This window comes from Planotetraspora sp. GP83, assembly GCF_041262585.1.
Classification (GTDB): domain Bacteria; phylum Actinomycetota; class Actinomycetes; order Streptosporangiales; family Streptosporangiaceae; genus JAOEGB01.
In genome coordinates, this window is sequence record NZ_JBGCBZ010000002.1 from 255,772 (window position 1) to 271,862 (window position 16,091).

Below are 16,091 nucleotides of genomic sequence, written 5' to 3' on the forward strand. Positions count from 1 at the left end.
GCCGAGGGCGTCCGCCCTGTACGCCGGTGCCTCGGGCCACTTCTTCTCCGCACGTTCTCCGCACGCGGCACGTCTGCCCCGCCGGCAGGGCATGCGCCTCAGGCCACAGCCGCACACCGCCATAACTGAGGCCGCAACAAACAGCACGCCCGCGCGGCTCCGGGACGGGGACGCGACGTGACCGATTTGTCCGCTGTGTTCCTTGTTTCCTCAGAGACATCCACTCGACAAAGATCTTTACTGGCGGAAACAAAACTCTCTCAATGTGGCTCTAAACTCGCGTACCAAGACGTACGGCTAGGCACCACATTGAGGAGGTCCGCGTGGCTCCCTGGTCCACTTATCGGCAAGCGGCCGCGATCGGCGCGACGGCGCTCGCCACGGCGCTCATGGTCTCCGCCTGCGGTGGGGGGTCCACCGGCACGACGTCGGCCGCCTCGAACGCGGCCGGCGGAGTCCAGCTCGTCAACGCGGGAAAGCTCACGACCTGCACCAACATTCCTTACGAGCCCTTTCAGTTCAACAAGGACGGCAAGGTCGTCGGCTTCGACGTGGACATCGTCGATCTCGTCGCCAAGAAGCTGGGCGTGACGCAGGACATCGTCGACATCGACTTCGCGGCCATCAAGAGCGGCGCGGCGCTCAACGCCCGCAAGTGCGACGTCGCCGCGGCCGGCATGACCATCACCGACGAGCGCAAGCAGCACATCGACTTCTCCGAGCCCTACTTCAACGCCACCCAGGCGCTCATGACCAAGAAGGGCAGCGGGGTCACCTCGCTCGACGACATCAAGGCCAAGAACCTCAAGCTGGGCGCCCAGGCGTCCACGACCGGCCTCGACTACGTCAAGAAGCAGGGTCTGAGCCCGATCGAGTTCGCCGACTCCCCGAAGGAACTGCTCGGCCTCCAGACCGGCCAGGTCGACGTGATCGTGCAGGACCTCCCGGTCGTGCTGACGTGGCTGAAGAAGCCGGAGATCGGCGCGAAGTTCGAGCAGGTCGCCAGCCTGGACACCAAGGAGCAGTACGGCATCGGCATGAAGAAGGGCAACACCGCCCTGGCCAAGGTGATCAATGAGGTGATCACGGCCGCGAAGTCGGACGGCACCTACAACGCCATCTACAAGAAGTGGTTCGGCGTGGAGCCGAGCCCGGCCTCGTGACCTCCGTGTCCGACCAGCAGACCGCCCTCCCCCGCCGGGGAGGGCTCAGCCCTCGCAAGAGGCAGCGGATCAGTCGCGGCATTCAGTACGGCCTGCTGGTCGTGGTCGTGATCGTCCTCGCCTGGCTGGCCGACTGGCCGGCCATCCGGCAGTCGTTCCTGAACGCGGACGTGGCCGCCAAGGGCCTGCCCACGCTTTTCACCGTGGCGCTGAGGAACACGGTGATCTACACGCTCACCGGATATGTCCTCGGCTTCGCCTTCGGCATGCTGCTGGCGCTGATGCGGCAGTCCTCCGTGGCTCCTTACAGATGGATCGCCGCCGTATACGTCGAGGTGTTCCGCGGCCTGCCCGCACTGGTCATCTTCCTCATGATCGTGAGCCTGCCGTTGGCATTCCCCGGGTTCCAGGTGCCCGGTCAGGTGTACGGCCAGGCGGCGCTGGGGCTCGGCCTCGTCTCGGCCGCGTACATGGCCGAGACGTTCCGGGCGGGTCTGCAGGCCGTTCCCAAGGGTCAGATGGAGGCGGCGCGGTCGCTCGGCATGCCGTACATGCGGGCGATGGTGTCGATCGTCATCCCGCAGGCGGTCCGCATCGTCATTCCCCCGCTCACGAACGAGCTCGTGCTGCTTTTCAAGGACTCGTCGCTGGTGCTGTTCCTCGGCGTCACCGCGGAGCAGGTTGAGCTGGCGAAATTCGGCAACGACCAATCGTCGACCTTCGCCAACCCCACCCCCATTCTCGTGTCCGGTCTGACCTACCTGCTCATCACAATCCCGCTGGGATACGCGGCGCGGCGGCTGGAAGCCCGTCAGGGAGCGGCCCGATGAGCACTGTCGAGATCAGGAAGCTGCACAAGTCGTTCGGGAAGCTCGAAGTGCTCAAGGGCATCGACTTCACCGTGGAGAGCGGCCAGGTGGTCTGCGTGATCGGGCCGTCCGGGTCCGGCAAGTCGACGCTCCTGCGGTGCGTGAACCTCCTGGAGCAGCCGACCTCGGGCCAGGTCATCGTCGACGGAACCGAGCTCACCGACCCCGACGTGGACATCGACGCCGCGAGGCGACGGCTGGGCATGGTGTTCCAGCAGTTCAACCTGTTTCCGCATCTCACTGTGCTGCGGAACGTCACGATCGCGCAGGAGCGGGTGCTGAAGCGGGGCCGGGCGGAAGCCGTGCGGGTCGCCCGGGAGAACCTGGAGAGGGTCGGCCTCATCGAGAAGGCGGACTCCTACCCGGCGCAGCTTTCCGGCGGCCAGCAGCAGCGTGTGGCGATCGCCCGCGCCCTGGCCATGAACCCGTCGCTGATGCTCTTCGACGAGCCGACTTCGGCGCTGGACCCGGAGCTCGTCGGGGACGTGCTGTCGGTCATGCGGCAGCTCGCGGAGGACGGCATGACCATGCTGGTCGTCACGCACGAGATGAGCTTCGCCCGCCAGGTGGCGGACCGGGTGGTGTTCATGGACAAGGGCGTCATCGTGGAGGACGGCCCGCCCGAGCAGGTCATCGCCGATCCGCAGCACGACCGGACACGGGAGTTCCTGCATCGGGTGCTGCATCCCGGGGTCTGATGATCGGGTGCTGCATCCCGGGGTCTGACGTATCCCAGGGGCCTGCCGCATCCAGGTCCAAGGGGCGTTTCGCGCAGACCTTCTGCCCGCTTCGCCATGCCCAGATCGCCGCTCTCTACGGCAGGACCCGCGGGACGTTCCCAAGCCACGTTTAAGCGCGCACGCCCTCATGCCCGGCGGCAGCGCGCCCCTCGCATGCCGTACGAGCGCTCCTCGCATGCCGTACCAGCGCGAAATCGGCATGGCCTGTCGTGGCCTATTCGTAACGCAACCTTTCGTCCGAGCGCCGCATCTATCCAGGTGACGAAAGGAAATGAGATGAAGAAGCTCGCCATTCTGGCCCTGGCGGCAGCGGCCACCACCGCGTTCGCGGGCGCCGGGCAGGCCGAGGCGCGGACGGGAGCCGCCTCGGCCACCACGAAGACCGCCACCGCCACCGGCGCCTCCAAGGCCCAGGTGCGGTACGCCTGGGTGAAGTCCTGCCGCAAGAAGGACTACACCGTTCCCTGCGGGCCGTGGACCCTGTCTCTCAGGAACGGCAAGACCCTCCCGCTCACCGACGCCCGGGTCTTCCCGGTGACCTACGAGGGCAAGGGCGACAAGGAGTCGTCCACGTCGATCGCCGTCAGCGGCAACGGACGGAAAGTCGCGTACTTCCGCAAGTCGGACGGCAAGCTGGTCGTGCGGGATCTCGCGTCCGGCAAGGTCAACGCGCTGCCGGGCAAGGCCGCGAGGCTGCCCAAGGGTGTGGGGATGGGCGACCTCGACATCTTCCTGTCCCCCGCCGGCGACGCCGCGGTGATCGACTACTTCGACCAGGACGCCAAGGCGCCCTCGCTCATCGTCGACCTGAAGAGCGGGAAGATCCGCAAGCTCGCGGCGCACTCCGTCGTGCAGGGCTTCAGCCCGGACGGTACGCGGGTGCTGGTCACCGACGCCACCGCCGAGAACACGACCGAGTTCGCGGTCTACGACGAGATCGGGCACAAGACGAACAGCCAGATCGTCCCGCAGGTCGTGGCCAACAACACGCCCATCGCGCTCGGCGACGACGGGACGTCGGTGGCGCTGATCATCACGACTCCCGCGGGCAAGCAGCGGCTCCGCGTCTACGACCTGGCGAGCGACACGGTGGGCGACGCGGTGAACGTCAAGGTGCCCGCGAGCGAGACCGCGAACCGGCTCGAATGGGCCTCCGACGACAGCCTGACGATCTGGGAGCTGCTGAACGACTCCAACGGCAACGCGGTCGGCGCGACCGCCCGGCATCTGGACCCGAGCTCCGGCAGCACCTCGAAAATCGACTCTTTCAAGATCAAGTCCAAGGCTTGGGCATGGTGGTTGCCCGGAGAGTGACCCGGGAAATGGTCATGATATGGGCAAGGTTTATGAAAGGCTCACAGACCGGTTGTGCGAGTTCATTTCCGCACAGCCGGTCTATTTCATCGCAACGGCCCCGGAGCACGGTGGCCATGTCAACGTCTCCCCCAAGGGATACGCCGACACGTTCGCCGTCATCGACGACACCACGGTCGCCTATCTCGATCTCGACGGAAGCGGCGTCGAGACCATCTCCCACATCCGCGACAACGGCCGCGTGACCTTGATGTTCGTCGCCTTCGGCGGTCCGCCCAACATCGTCCGCCTGTACGGCACCGGCCGCGTGGTCACCTCTCACGATCCCGGCTTCGATGACCTGATCACACTGTTCGGACCGCACCCCGGGGTTCGCTCAATCATCGTCGTGAGCTGCGACCGGATCTCTGACTCGTGTGGATTCGGAGTGCCGTTCATGTCGTTCGACCGGGACAGGACGCTCCTCGACGAATGGGCCGGCCGAAAGGACGTCCAGCAGAAGCGTGCCTACCGGGCCAAGAACAACCGCGAGAGCATTGACGGCCTCCCGGCCTTGCGAGCCGACGAGACGGATCCCGCCACGCACCATTCGTGATGGCCCGGCCGTCAGCGGCGGTAGCCGGCCATCCGCTCCAGGCGGGAGATCCGCTCGGCGATCGGCGGGTGCGTGGAGAACAGCTTGCCGATCCCGGCGCCCCGGAACGGGTTGGCGATCATCATGTGGCTCGCCGAGGCCAGCCGCCCGTTCTCCATGAGCGGCAACTGCCGGACGCCCATCTCGATCTTCCGCAGGGCCGAGGCCAGCGCGAGGGGGTCGCCGGTCAGCCGGGCCCCCGTCTCGTCCGCCGCGAACTCGCGCGAACGGGAGATCGCCATCTGGATCATCGACGCGGCGACCGGTCCGAGGATCATGACGAGGAGGGCGCTCAGGAACCCGGGCCCCTCGTCGTCGTCCGACCCGAAGAACAGCCCGATGTACCCGAAATAGGTGATCATCGTGGCCAGGGCGCCGGCGATCGAGGAGATCAGGATGTCGCGGTTGTAGACGTGCGCCAGCTCGTGTCCGATAACCCCCTTGAGCTCCCGCTCGTCGAGCAGACCGAGGATGCCGTGGGTCACGCAGACGGCCGCGTTGCGAGGGTTGCGTCCCGTGGCGAACGCGTTGGGCTGCATGGTCGGCGACACATAGAGCCGGGGCATCGGCTGCCGGGCGTCATAAGACAGATCCCGCACGATCCGATAAAGAACCGGCTGCTCCACCTCGGCGACGGGCCTGGCCCGCATGGCCGAAAGCGCGATCCGATCGGAGAAGAAGTAGGAGACCCCGCTCGCCGCCAGCGCGATCACAAAAGCGATCCGCAGCCCCGAGCCACCCCCGAGCCAGGCCCCCACCACCAGGATGAATGCGGAAAGAGCCCCCAGAAGGATCGCGGTTCGCAGACCGTTGTGGTGCACGCCTCCTCCTCACGGTTTGGTTCGCTCAGCCTTACCAACGCGTATGGCCTGGTCGAACGTTCCCCGGCGTAAGGAGGTGCCCGCTCAGCCCACGGCGGACAGGACCACCTGCGGAGCGACGGAGAAGACGACCGTGATCAGGATCGCCACACCGATGGCCACCACGACAGGCGCCGATCTCGTACGGCTCTCGCCCCCGGGAAGCGGAGTGAACAGCTTGGCCGTCCAGGCGATGTAGTAATAGAGCCCGATGACGGTGTTGACCGCCATCACGACGGCGAGCCAGCCGAGACCCCCATCGACGATCTCCCGGAAGACCACGATTTTCGCGAAGAGCCCGGAGAGCCCGGGCGGGAGCCCCGCGAGGCAGATGAGCGAGAAGGCCAGCGCCAGCGCCGCGCCCGGACTCCGGAACGCCAGCCCTCGGTAGTCGTCCAGCTCGTTTCGCTGCCGCTCTCTCGAGATCAGCATGACGACGGCGAACGCCGCCAGGTTCATCGCCGCGTAGAAGACGAGATACGCGATAGACGCGTTGGCGACGGGCTCGATCGCCATGTCGACTGTCCGGGGAAGTTCGATATTTCGCGACTTCGTCAGCGGCATGACCTCGGCGGGGTTCAGCGAGAACGCCGGGCGGGCGACGGATCGGGAGACGTTCAGGACCGCTTCGCGAGCCGTCTCAAGCTGGTGCTCGATCCGCACGCGGGCGTGTGCGCGTTGCACCACGTTGGCGAAGACGGCCAGCGGGGCGAGGATGTAGCCGGACTGGGCGACGGACGACCAGGCGAGCAGCCGTACGGCGTTGCGTTGACGCATCGCGAGGACGTTGCCGACGGTCATGGTCAGCGCCGCGATGACGGCGACAACGGGGGCCCACACACCGGCCTGACTCGGCAACGCCGTCGTAAGGATCAGGATGAGCCCGGCGAAGCCCGCCGCCTTCGAGATCACCGACAGCAGCGCCGCCACCGGTATGGGGGCGCCCTGGTAGACGTCACCCGCCCAGAAGTGGAACGGCACCGCAGCGATCTTGAAGGCGAAGCCGGCCAGCACGAGCACGACGGCGACGGTCGTGATAGCTGATCCGGTCGACGAGGGCACCCCGGCGAACGAGATGTCCAGCGTGGACGTGTAGGCACCCGAGCCGCCGCCGAACTCCAGGCCGCGCCCGGCCTCGTAGAACTCCGCGATCCGGTCGAGGTGCACGGAGCCGGTGATGCCGTAGAGCAAGGAGACGCCGAAGAGCATGATCGCGGTGGAGACCACGGAGACGAGGAACAGCTTCAGCGCCGCCTCCGACGCCCGGCCGTCGTAGCGTTTCAACGCGGTCAGCGCGAAAACGGGGAGGGACACCAGTTCCAGGGACACGACCAGCATGATCAGGTCCCGAGAGGCCGCCAGCAGGATCGCCCCGACGAGCGCGCTGAGCAGCAGGAAATACCACTCCCCGACCGGGATCCGCCCACCGGCCAGCTCCCCCATAGACAGCAGCACCACGATGGCGCCGGCGACGAGCACGAGCGCGGCGAAGATCAGTGTGAACCGGTCGACGACGAACGAGCATGACACGGACGCCGAGACGGGCGCCGAGACCTGACCGGACGGGCCGCCGCCAGTAAGCGCCGCGCCACCAGGAAGCACCGGGCCACCAGTAAGCACCGCGCCACCAGTAAGCACCGGGCCGCCTGCGAGTGCCCGGCCTCCCCCGAGTGAGGCCGGAACGCAGAACGTGCGCCGCTCGACCCCCGCGGCCGCCTGCGCGGCGAGGACGGCGAGCGCCGCGAGGACGCCGCCGAGCGTGACGAGCCCGAGCAGCCGCCCGCCGCCAGGACGGTCGGGCAGGAAGGCGTCGAGCACTAGGACCAGCCCGGCCAGCAGGGTGAGGATCAGCGGCACGGCCAGAGCGGCATAATCGATCGACTGAATCATGGGGCCACCCCGGACGCGAAGATCGCCTGCACGGCGGGCGTGGTGACGGCCAGCAGGGCCTTGGGCCAGACCCCGAAAAGGATGGTGAGAGCCACCAACGGCACCCACGCGGCCAGCTCGTAGGCGGTCACGTCGGCCAGCCGGCCCCGGCCCGGCACATCACCGACCAGCGCTAGCGGCCCGGGGGGCACGGTGTCGATCGGCCGCCCGTGGGTCACCCGCGACAGCATGACCAGGAAGTACGCGGCGGTCAGCACCGTGCCGGCGCCCCCGACCGCCATGAACGTCAGGAAGAGCGGCCGGGACAGCACGGCGGCCGGTTTGTACGCCCCGAGCAGGGCGAGCATCTCGCCCCAGAACCCGGCGAGCCCCGGCAGGCCGAGCGAGGCGATGCAGGCGAAGGTCAGCAGGGAGCCGATGTACGGCAGGCGACGGAGCATGCCGCCTCCGAGCCGGGCCATGTCGGCCGTGCCGTACCGCTCCTTGATGGCCCCGGCGATGAAGAACAAGAGGCCGGTGATGAGGCCGTGGGCGACGTTGCCGAACAGGGCGGCGTTCATGCCCACGGGAGTGAGAGTCGCGAAGCCCAGCAGCACGAAGCCCATGTGGCCGACCGACGAGTACGCGATCATCCGCTTGAGATCCCGCTGGGCGAGGCAGGCCAGCGAGCCGTAGACGATCCCGATCACGGCGAACGCCCCGAGCCAGGGGGCCAGCGCCGCCGCGCCCTCCGGCAACACCGGGATCGCGATCCGGGCGAAACCGTACGAACCCATCTTGAGCAGCACGCCGGCCAGCAGCACAGAGCCGACGGTCGGCGCCTCGGTGTGGGCGTCGGGCAGCCAGGTGTGCAGCGGCCACATGGGCGTCTTGACCGCCAGGCCGACGCCGATGGCGAGGAACGCCACGATCTGGGCCGATCGGGGGATGCCGGACCCGTGCCGCGCGGCCAGGTCGACCATGTCGAGCGTCCCGGCCTGCGCCCAGACGGCCAGCAGGCCGAGCAGGAGGACGGCCGAGCCGAGCAGCGTGTAGAGGATGAACTTGACCGCCGCCCGCCGCCGGTCGCGGCCGCCCCAGACGGCGATCACGAAGTACATCGGGATCAGCACGACCTCGAAGAACACGAAGAACAGCAGCAGGTCGAGAGCGAGGAAGGTGCCGATCATCCCGACTTCGAGGACCAGCAGCGTGAACACCAGAGCCCGTCGCCGCCCGCCCTCCGGCCGATGCCTGGCCAGGTAGACGAAGCACAGGAACGTGAGCAGCGCGGTCAGCACGACGAGCGGCAGCGAGATGCCGTCCAGCCCCAGGTGGAACCGAAGGTCGAGCCCGGGGATCCACGGCCGGTCCGTCTGGAACTGCATCCGGCCGGGACGACCGTAGTCGAAGGCCACCGCCACGGCGACCGCGACGGCCAGGGTCACCCCGGACACGGCGATGCCGTACGCGCTGACTCTCCCGAGCGCGGGCGCGATCAGAAGGACGGCGGCCCCGATCAGAGGCACCGCCAGCAGGACGATCAAAAGCCAGCTCATCCGAAGACCACCGCCGCCACCGCGATCAGCAGCAACCCTGCCAGGAGGCCGGTGACGTAAAGCTGGGCGTTGCCGTTCTGGGCCAGCCGTACCAGACCGGACAGGCCGACGGTCAGCCTGCCTGAGCCGCGCACGGCGCCGTCGACCACCTTCTCGTCGGTCCGGACGACGCCGCGGGCCAGCCGGAAGACCGGCCGGGCGAACAGCGCGGCGTACAGAGCGTCCACGTAGAACGCCCGCTCGCACGGCACGCGGAACGGGCCGAGCAGCCGCGCCGGGTCGATGTGTGGCGAGCTCCGCCACAGCGCGTAGACGATCCCGGCGCCCAGCAGCGCGACGACCAGGCTCACCACCGCCGACGACCAGTCGACGCCGCCGAGCCCGGCGATCCCGAGCCCGGCGAATCCCAGCAGCAGGGCCGGCACGGCGAGCAGGCCGATCGGCCAGAGCATCGACCTCGGCGCCTCCCGGCCGTCGAAGACGTGCGCCGTGCCCGGCGGCGGCTCCGGCAGCGCTTCGACCCGGGCCGGTCCGAAGAAGGTCCGCAGCCAGGCGCGGGCGGCGTAGGCCCCGGTCACCCCCACCGTGAGCAGTGCCGAGCCGTAAAGGAACGGCTGCGCCGGGCTGTGGGAGTGCTCGATGGCGGTGATCACGGCGTCCTTGCTGAAGAAGCCGCTGGCCGGAGGCAGGCCCATCAGCGCCGCGAAGCCGATCGTCATCCCCGCGAACGTCACGGGAAGCCCGGCGCGCAGCCCGCCCATGTGACTCATCAGGTTGGACCCGACGTGGTGGATCACCGCGCCCGCGCAGAGGAACAGCAGCGCCTTGAACGCGCCGTGCGTCAGCAGGTGGAAGATCGCGGCCTTGTCAGACCCGGCGGCGAGCGCTCCGGCCATGTAGGCGAGCTGGCTGATCGTGGAGTAGGCCAGCACGCGTTTGAGATCGTCCTGGGCCAGCGCCGCGAGGGCCGCGCCGAGCATGCCGATGGCGGCGATCACCGCCAGCACGTCGAGCGTCGGCTGGGCGCCCAGAAAGAGCGGGTAGAGCCGGGCGACGATGAAGATGCCCGCCGCAACCATCGTCGCCGCGTGGATCAGCGCGCTGATGGGGGTCGGGCCCGCCATCGCGTCCGGCAGCCAGGTCTGCAGCGGGACCTGTGCGCTTTTGCCCGCGACCCCGGCGAGCAGCAGCAGGGTCGCGGTGATGAGCGTGCTTCTGGGCAGGTCGGCACTGAGGACGTCGTCGATCCGGAAGCTCCCCGCCGCGACCCCCAGCGTGAAGATCCCGAAAAGGAAGCCGACGTCACCCAGGCGCGTGACCAGGAAGGCTTTGACCGCCGCCCGCGAGTTCGCCCGGTCCTCCCACCAGTGCCCGATCAGCAGGTAGGAGCACAGGCCCATGATCTCCCAGCCCACGTAGAGGACGATCAGGTCCCCCGCGTAGACCACGAGCAGCATCGCGCTGGTGAACAGGCTGATGAAGGCGCTGTAGGACGGGTAGCGGGGATCGCCCCGCATGTATCCCACCGAGTAGACCTGCACCGCCAGCGCCACCACGACGACAAGGATGCCGACCAGCACCGACAATCCGTCGGCCCGCAGCGTTACGGAGATCGGCACCGATCCCGTCTCGATCCGTGTGAGCGTGCCCTCGGCCTTCCCCGGAAGGACGCCGGCCCAGAACGGCCCGCCCGGCGCCCCGGCCCTGCCGCGCGACAGCTCGTACGCGAGCCATACCGTCAGGAGCAGTGACCCGGTGCCGGCCACGATCGCGAACCACGCCGCCCTGCGCGAGGCGGACGCGTTGTCCCTTTCCGCCCGGTCCCGTTCTGCACGGTCCCGGTCTGTACGGCTTGCGCCGCGCGGCCACCGGGATCCGAGCAGCCCGGCCGCGGCGGCGGCGAACGGCAGCAAGATGATGAGGGCGGTCACCGCGATCATGGCCGGGCCTCCTCGGGATCGGCTTCCGAGAGGTCACGGAGACGATCGACGTCGATGGTCTTCCGGTTACGGAAGACGGCCAGCACGATGGCCAGCCCCAGGCCGACCTCGGCGGCGGCGATCACGATGACGAAGAGGGTGAGCACCTGCCCGCCGTGCAGCCGGTCCCTGAGCCACACGTCGAACGCGACCAGGTTGAGGTTGACCGCGTTGAGCATCAGCTCGACCGACATCAGGACCAGGATCGCGTTGCGCCGGGCAAGCACGCCGTACACGCCGATCGAGAACAGCAGGGCAGAGACCACGACGGGATAGACGATGTGCACGTCAGCTCACCGCCAGGCGCCTGTACGGCATGCGGTTGTGGTGTGTCATTTCCGCCCCTGGATGTCGGTGCGAGACAGGACGATGGCACCGATCAGGGCGGCGAGCAGGAGCACGGAGAGGGCTTCGAACGGGAGCACCCAGGTTCTGAAGATGCTCGACCCCAGCGGTTTGGCCGCGCCCTGGCCCGGGTCCAGCGGTGCGTAAGCCGTACGGAACCCGGAGACGACCACGGTGACCAGCACGGCGGCGGTGGCGAGGGCGACGAGCGCAGCGGCCCAGCGGTTGCCGGAGTCCAGGTCGGCCGAGCGGCCGATGGGCGCGCGGGTCAGCATGATGCCGAACAACAGCAGCACCACGACGGCCCCGACATAGATCAGCACCTGCACCCAGGCGACGAACTCGGCCGTCAGCACGAGGTAGCCGCCGGCCAGCGCGCCGAAGCAGACGACCAGCCAGAGCGCGGCGTGGACGAGTTGACGGGTCGCGACGACCAGCAGCGCGGAGCCGAGCGCGACGACGCCGAGCAGCAGGAAGACGATCTCCGGCCCGGTAGGCGGCCAGAAACCCGGCGCCTGCAACGTCACGCTTCCTCCTCTGGCCCGTCCTTCGTCGTGGGCTTCCTGGGCAGCGACCCCGGAGGCCGGATGGACCGGATGTCCCGCATGGGCCTCGGCGGCTCGCGGCGGGGCGCTTTCTCCTCCCGCGGCGCGCCGGCCGTGGCCTCGTCCGGAGTGCCCTGGGGCTGCCTGGCTTGGGAGGGACTGGCCTCGGGCGGGGCTGCCTGAGACGGGGCGGCCTGAGACGGGGCACCCTGAGGAGGCCCTGCCGTACGGGCCGGGCGGGCGGGCCGCGAGGCGGCGGACAGTTCCTTGGGCGGCTCGGCGCCGACCTCGTGCGGCGGAGGCGGGGGCACGGTCCCGGCCCACTCCCCGAGCCGGTCCTTCTCGTGAATGAGGTCCCGGATGTCGTATTCGGAATATTCGAACTCGGGCGACCAGAACAGCGCGTCGAAGGGGCAGACCTCGATGCAGATGCCGCAGTACATGCAGAGGGAGAAGTCGATCGCGAACCGGTCGAGCACGTTGCGCGCACGTGGCCGGCCGCCCTCGGGCGCCGGGAGCGTCTCCTTGTGCGAGTCGATGTAGATGCACCAGTCGGGGCACTCGCGGGCGCACAGCATGCAGACGGTGCAGTTCTCCTCGACCAGCGCGATCACGCCCCGGCTGCGTGGAGGCAGGTCAGGGTGAACCTCGGGGTACTGCTGGGTCTCCGATTTGCGCAGCATGTGCCGCAGCGTGACCGCCAGCCCCTTGGCCAGTCCTTCTCCTGGTATGCGCGCCACATTGAACATCATGGCGCACTATGGCCGACAGGTGAATGCGGTGGCCCCCGCCGTCGGTTTTCCACAATGTCCACAGGCTTGTCCACCGGTTGTCCACACGCGCCCTTCACTGTGGGCTACGCGGCGGCGCGGCTCCGGAGCAAGGTCAACGCGGCGGCGGCCGTCCTCTACGCCGGCTGCCTGGTGGTGTGGGTGGGAGTCGACCTTTCGGACTCCAAGCACGTCTCGTTCAAGGACGGACTATCATCCTCGCGGCGATCGCGCCCTGCTGGGCGCGACGATTCACTCGCTCCTCATCCGCAGCCAGGTCTTCTCCCCGAGGGCGTTCGCTCCCCCGCCAATCGCTCCCACGGCCAACGAGGCCGCCATTCGCATGGCGGAGCACCGGCGCGGCCTGCGGAGGGAGGCCCGCGATCTCGCGCAGCGCGACCCGGCGCTCGCCTTCGAGCTCCGGATCGGACGGCCCGACCTCCCCCGGCATTACGACGACGGCGGCCTGATCGACATGAACCACGCCCCCGCCGAGGTGATCGCCACGGTGCCCAGAATGCGGCCAGAAACTGGTCGAACGGACCCTTCAAGCCTGGGAGGCAGTCGGCGTCTTCGCCTCCGCCGACGAGTTTGTCGATCACGGCGAACCTGCCCATCGACCTGAGCGACGAACTCGCCGAATACACCGTCTATCTCCCCCAGCAATCAGGTAATCCTCATTGTCGGCACCCGTATCCCTGGCTGATCGCCCGCGCTTCCCTAGGCTTTACACGGCGTCAACCACATCGCTGGAGGGACGACATATGGCACCGTCCGAACTCGTCGCATGCAAAGCGGACATGGCTGAGGCGGCGAGGGCGGCGGACGAGATCCTTCGTGCGCTTGGCGCCGTTCCTCCGATGTTCGGAGACAAGACCTGGCAAGGATTGGCGGCCGAAAGCTGGGCCGCGAGTTGGAACGCTCGAAAGACGCAGCTGACCACGCTGCTGAACGCCGTTCTCGCCGAGCAGCCGCACCTGGTCGCCCGTGTGGAGGAGGCAGAGCGCCGGAAAGTCGCCTCGTAGGTCGCCGTACCGGAAGGGGATGCCGTGGGGGAATTCGTCGGAGTCGATCCCGCCAACCTTCGAGAGCTGACGCATCGGCTGCAGGCGCTGCATGACATGCTGGCCAAGAACAGCCCGATAATGCAGCAAAAGATGCAGAAATGGGGCAGCGATGTCAGCTTCGCCGTACTGCCCCGCCTGATCGACGAGGCGCTCAACGACGCCCGCGACATGGACGCCCGCACGTCCAGGGCGTACGAACTGGCCCATGAGAAAGGCTGGGACCCGCTCGCGGGCGCCCCGGGCAAGGACATGCCGTTCTGCGCGGTACCGCAGCGCGCGCCTATAGTGCGACTCGACTGGGATGCCACCGGACAGAGCGGCTACCAGGCCCACCAAGACGCCGCCGAGCTATCCAAAATCCTCTCGGGTACCGACCCGGCCACAGTCATGGCGACGTACGGCAGGGACAAAGGGGCCATTCGCACCCTTCTCGCTCCCCTTGCCGAGAGGCTGCGCAGCCATCTCAACGACAAGGAGTACCTCGGCGTCTTCTGGCAGTCTGTCGGGCCCCTCGCCGCGCACCTCGCCAAGACCTTGCACGACAACGGCTCCGCCACCGACCCCGTGCTCACCAAGAAGGACACGGCGATCCTCGCCGCCTTCGGCGCCGCCCTCGCCGCAGCCACGCGTCTCCGCACCGTCTCGGGCAACGGCAAGGCCGGCGAGCCGTTGATCTCCGACTCGGTCAAGTCTGCGCTCAAGTCCGGCGACCCGTGGTCAATCGGCATGCTCCTCAAGTACGGCCCGCACGGCACGGCATGGGACACCGATTTCCTGACCGACGTCACCCGCCTCATGCTCGACGCCCGCCAAGCGGGAAAGATCGACTGGCCGTCCTCCCATCAGCAGCTCGTGACCGATATGGACGTCAACCACCATCAACGGGCCCTCGCCGAATTCGACGCGATGGGCGCGGTCCTGGACCGCGCCGCCGAGAACGGCGTGGCCGCGCGACACGTGCTCGGCAACCCCACCACCGGCCTCGTGTACACCCGCATGCTGGTAAACGATTCCTGGCACACCCCCGGCTACGATCCCGCCGCATACTTCAGCAAGTATGTCGACGCCACGAGCAGAAGAGCCGATCCCGACTACCTCCCGGATCCGGGAAAGATCGACCTGTCTTCTCACGCCGCTGCTTTCCTGCAAGCGGCGGTTTCCGCCGACCGCGGCACCACACTCGATGCCAAGGAATCGGCTTGGTCCGTTGTCAATATTGTCCAGTCGACATCCGAGTTCTCCAAGGTCCACCCTGACATCGTCCTCCCTCACGAAATCCGCAAAGCCCTTATCTTCACCGCTGACCGCTATCTCCCCGACTTCGCCGCATCGGTGAATCACGATTTCACGTCGGCTGCCATGCAGAAAGCGAACAACCCCTCCAATCCTTGGACACCTATAACTAAGGCCAGTGAGCTTGAGGCATTCTTCAACCAAGCCCTACAAGACCCGAAAGAGTTCGGCGCCTTTCAGGGAACAATGGACGGCCGCATAAGCATAGCCGTAGCTGCGACGATCAAGGACCCCTCCGATGAGAACTATCTGGTGGAGATGGGCAGCCTTTATGGCTTGATCGAACGACTCAAAGGTCAACGTCACTTCGCGGCCGAACAACTGGCAGACGAGGAGGCAGCGCGGCGGCAAACGGCACTCTCAATAATCACCGGAGGTTTCGGCGCACTGAGCTTCAACAAGGCCCTGGGCATAGGAACGGTCAGCCAGGTTATTGTGGCGCTCGCCACACCGCCGGCCAGCGGCATGTTCGACACAGGACACGCCCTGCAAGCGCTAAGGGATAACGCAGACGCCTTCCGCGCACAGGTTCTCCACGTAGAAGTGCCTGTGATACAAGGGCTAATAACCGCGGGAGCAGTGCTTCCACCAGCGAACGCAAGCTGGATAAGGCACGGTGTCGTCACTCCTGACGCGGCTTTGGCCGACTGGATCAGCCAACACGCCGATACCGAATATTCCCGGAAGACGCTTACCGAGTGGATTAGAGATGCCCAGAACGCCATGAGGTTGCAGCAGTGAGCAAGCGTAATTTTGCTGGTACCATGATCTTGACTGGACTTGCCCTTATATTGGTTGGATGCACAGATGAAAAGCCGCCATCCATCCAAGATGAGGCCCGGCGCCGTGATGCCGCTCTTGTCGCCATCGTGCAGTGTTTTATTGACCGCGGCGCCATACCAGCAGCGGAAGTGAAAAGCCAGCCATGGCTGCAGAACGGCAAAGTACTGCCGAGCGCAGAACTCCTCACCTGGGCGAACGGTCACGAGGAAACCGTGTACCACGGGAAAACCCTCATCGGCTGGGAAGATGAGGCGACAGCGGCGTGGCCGAACTGGAAGTGTCCGCTGTGATGTCCGCCGTT

General features: G+C 67.4%; 15 protein-coding genes. 8 read left to right on the forward strand and 7 right to left on the reverse strand.

Going from position 1 to position 16,091, the window contains the following annotated elements; translation table 11 throughout:
• Positions 1-323: 323 nt before the first annotated feature.
• The 5 genes from ABH927_RS03960 to ABH927_RS03980 all read left to right on the forward strand — a co-directional run bounded on the left by ABH927_RS03960 (position 324) and on the right by ABH927_RS03980 (position 4,681).
• Positions 324-1,163, forward strand: coding sequence for a transporter substrate-binding domain-containing protein (locus ABH927_RS03960; RefSeq protein WP_370018130.1), 840 nt, complete (start codon positions 324-326; stop codon positions 1,161-1,163).
• Positions 1,160-1,993: an amino acid ABC transporter permease gene (locus tag ABH927_RS03965; protein WP_370018132.1), complete on the forward strand. Its 834-nt coding sequence runs from the start codon at positions 1,160-1,162 to the stop codon at positions 1,991-1,993. Before ABH927_RS03960 ends, ABH927_RS03965 begins: the two co-directional genes overlap by 4 nt.
• Entirely contained in the window at positions 1,990-2,730 is a 741-nt protein-coding gene (locus ABH927_RS03970) for an amino acid ABC transporter ATP-binding protein (RefSeq protein WP_370018134.1), read from the forward strand. Before ABH927_RS03965 ends, ABH927_RS03970 begins: the two co-directional genes overlap by 4 nt.
• 318 nt (positions 2,731-3,048) lie before the next feature.
• Positions 3,049-4,086: a hypothetical protein gene (locus ABH927_RS03975; protein ID WP_370018136.1), complete on the forward strand. Its 1,038-nt coding sequence runs from the start codon at positions 3,049-3,051 to the stop codon at positions 4,084-4,086.
• A 19-nt stretch (positions 4,087-4,105) separates the two neighbouring features.
• Entirely contained in the window at positions 4,106-4,681 is a 576-nt protein-coding gene (locus ABH927_RS03980) for a pyridoxamine 5'-phosphate oxidase family protein (protein WP_370018137.1), read from the forward strand.
• A gap of 11 nt (positions 4,682-4,692) precedes the next feature.
• On the opposite strand, the gene htpX is transcribed toward ABH927_RS03980, so the two are convergent.
• The 7 genes from htpX to ABH927_RS04015 all read right to left on the reverse strand — a co-directional run bounded on the left by htpX (position 4,693) and on the right by ABH927_RS04015 (position 12,626).
• Positions 4,693-5,541: a zinc metalloprotease HtpX gene (gene htpX / locus ABH927_RS03985; protein WP_370018139.1), complete on the reverse strand. Its 849-nt coding sequence runs from the start codon at positions 5,539-5,541 to the stop codon at positions 4,693-4,695.
• Between the two features lie 84 nt (positions 5,542-5,625).
• Positions 5,626-7,470 (reverse strand): NADH-quinone oxidoreductase subunit N, encoded by a 1,845-nt coding sequence (locus ABH927_RS03990; RefSeq protein ID WP_370018141.1) that lies wholly within the window; start codon positions 7,468-7,470, stop codon positions 5,626-5,628.
• Positions 7,467-9,008, reverse strand: a complete 1,542-nt coding sequence (locus ABH927_RS03995) for a NuoM family protein (RefSeq protein WP_370018143.1) — start codon at positions 9,006-9,008, stop codon at positions 7,467-7,469. The genes ABH927_RS03990 and ABH927_RS03995 overlap by 4 nt, the downstream gene beginning before the upstream one ends.
• Complete coding sequence (locus ABH927_RS04000; RefSeq protein WP_370018144.1) at positions 9,005-10,948, reverse strand: NADH-quinone oxidoreductase subunit L; 1,944 nt, start codon at positions 10,946-10,948, stop codon at positions 9,005-9,007. Before ABH927_RS04000 ends, ABH927_RS03995 begins: the two co-directional genes overlap by 4 nt.
• Positions 10,945-11,274, reverse strand: coding sequence for an NADH-quinone oxidoreductase subunit NuoK (nuoK, locus tag ABH927_RS04005; protein WP_370018146.1), 330 nt, complete (start codon positions 11,272-11,274; stop codon positions 10,945-10,947). Before nuoK ends, ABH927_RS04000 begins: the two co-directional genes overlap by 4 nt.
• Positions 11,275-11,319: 45 nt before the next feature.
• The gene (locus ABH927_RS04010) at positions 11,320-11,859 is read right to left on the reverse strand and encodes an NADH-quinone oxidoreductase subunit J (protein WP_370018148.1); all 540 of its coding nucleotides are present in this window, start codon (positions 11,857-11,859) and stop codon (positions 11,320-11,322) included.
• Positions 11,856-12,626 carry a 4Fe-4S binding protein gene (locus tag ABH927_RS04015; protein ID WP_370018396.1) on the reverse strand — a complete coding sequence of 257 codons (771 nt, stop codon included), beginning with the start codon at positions 12,624-12,626 and terminating at the stop codon, positions 11,856-11,858. Before ABH927_RS04015 ends, ABH927_RS04010 begins: the two co-directional genes overlap by 4 nt.
• A 785-nt stretch (positions 12,627-13,411) precedes the next feature.
• On the opposite strand from ABH927_RS04015, the gene ABH927_RS04020 reads away from it, so the two are divergent.
• Genes ABH927_RS04020 through ABH927_RS04030 form a run of 3 tightly spaced genes read left to right on the forward strand, consistent with a single transcriptional unit; the run spans position 13,412 to position 16,080 of the window.
• Positions 13,412-13,672, forward strand: coding sequence for a hypothetical protein (locus tag ABH927_RS04020; protein ID WP_370018150.1), 261 nt, complete (start codon positions 13,412-13,414; stop codon positions 13,670-13,672).
• A gap of 24 nt (positions 13,673-13,696) precedes the next feature.
• Entirely contained in the window at positions 13,697-15,748 is a 2,052-nt protein-coding gene (locus ABH927_RS04025) for a hypothetical protein (protein WP_370018151.1), read from the forward strand.
• Positions 15,745-16,080 carry a hypothetical protein gene (locus ABH927_RS04030; RefSeq protein ID WP_370018152.1) on the forward strand — a complete coding sequence of 112 codons (336 nt, stop codon included), beginning with the start codon at positions 15,745-15,747 and terminating at the stop codon, positions 16,078-16,080. Before ABH927_RS04025 ends, ABH927_RS04030 begins: the two co-directional genes overlap by 4 nt.
• The last annotated feature ends 11 nt before the right edge of the window (positions 16,081-16,091 follow it).

Bases quoted from the DNA above. Each gene is read 5' to 3' on its own strand.
- ABH927_RS04020 (WP_370018150.1), top strand. From the start codon at position 13,412: ATGGCACCGTCCGAACTCGTCGCATGCAAAGCGGACATGGCTGAGGCG.
- ABH927_RS04000 (WP_370018144.1), bottom strand. From the start codon at position 10,948: ATGATCGCGGTGACCGCCCTCATCATCTTGCTGCCGTTCGCCGCCGCC.
- ABH927_RS03990 (WP_370018141.1), bottom strand. From the start codon at position 7,470: ATGATTCAGTCGATCGATTATGCCGCTCTGGCCGTGCCGCTGATCCTC.
- ABH927_RS03995 (WP_370018143.1), bottom strand. From the start codon at position 9,008: ATGAGCTGGCTTTTGATCGTCCTGCTGGCGGTGCCTCTGATCGGGGCC.
- ABH927_RS03975 (WP_370018136.1), top strand. From the start codon at position 3,049: ATGAAGAAGCTCGCCATTCTGGCCCTGGCGGCAGCGGCCACCACCGCG.
- ABH927_RS03970 (WP_370018134.1), top strand. From the start codon at position 1,990: ATGAGCACTGTCGAGATCAGGAAGCTGCACAAGTCGTTCGGGAAGCTC.
- ABH927_RS03980 (WP_370018137.1), top strand. From the start codon at position 4,106: ATGGGCAAGGTTTATGAAAGGCTCACAGACCGGTTGTGCGAGTTCATT.
- ABH927_RS04015 (WP_370018396.1), bottom strand. From the start codon at position 12,626: ATGTTCAATGTGGCGCGCATACCAGGAGAAGGACTGGCCAAGGGGCTG.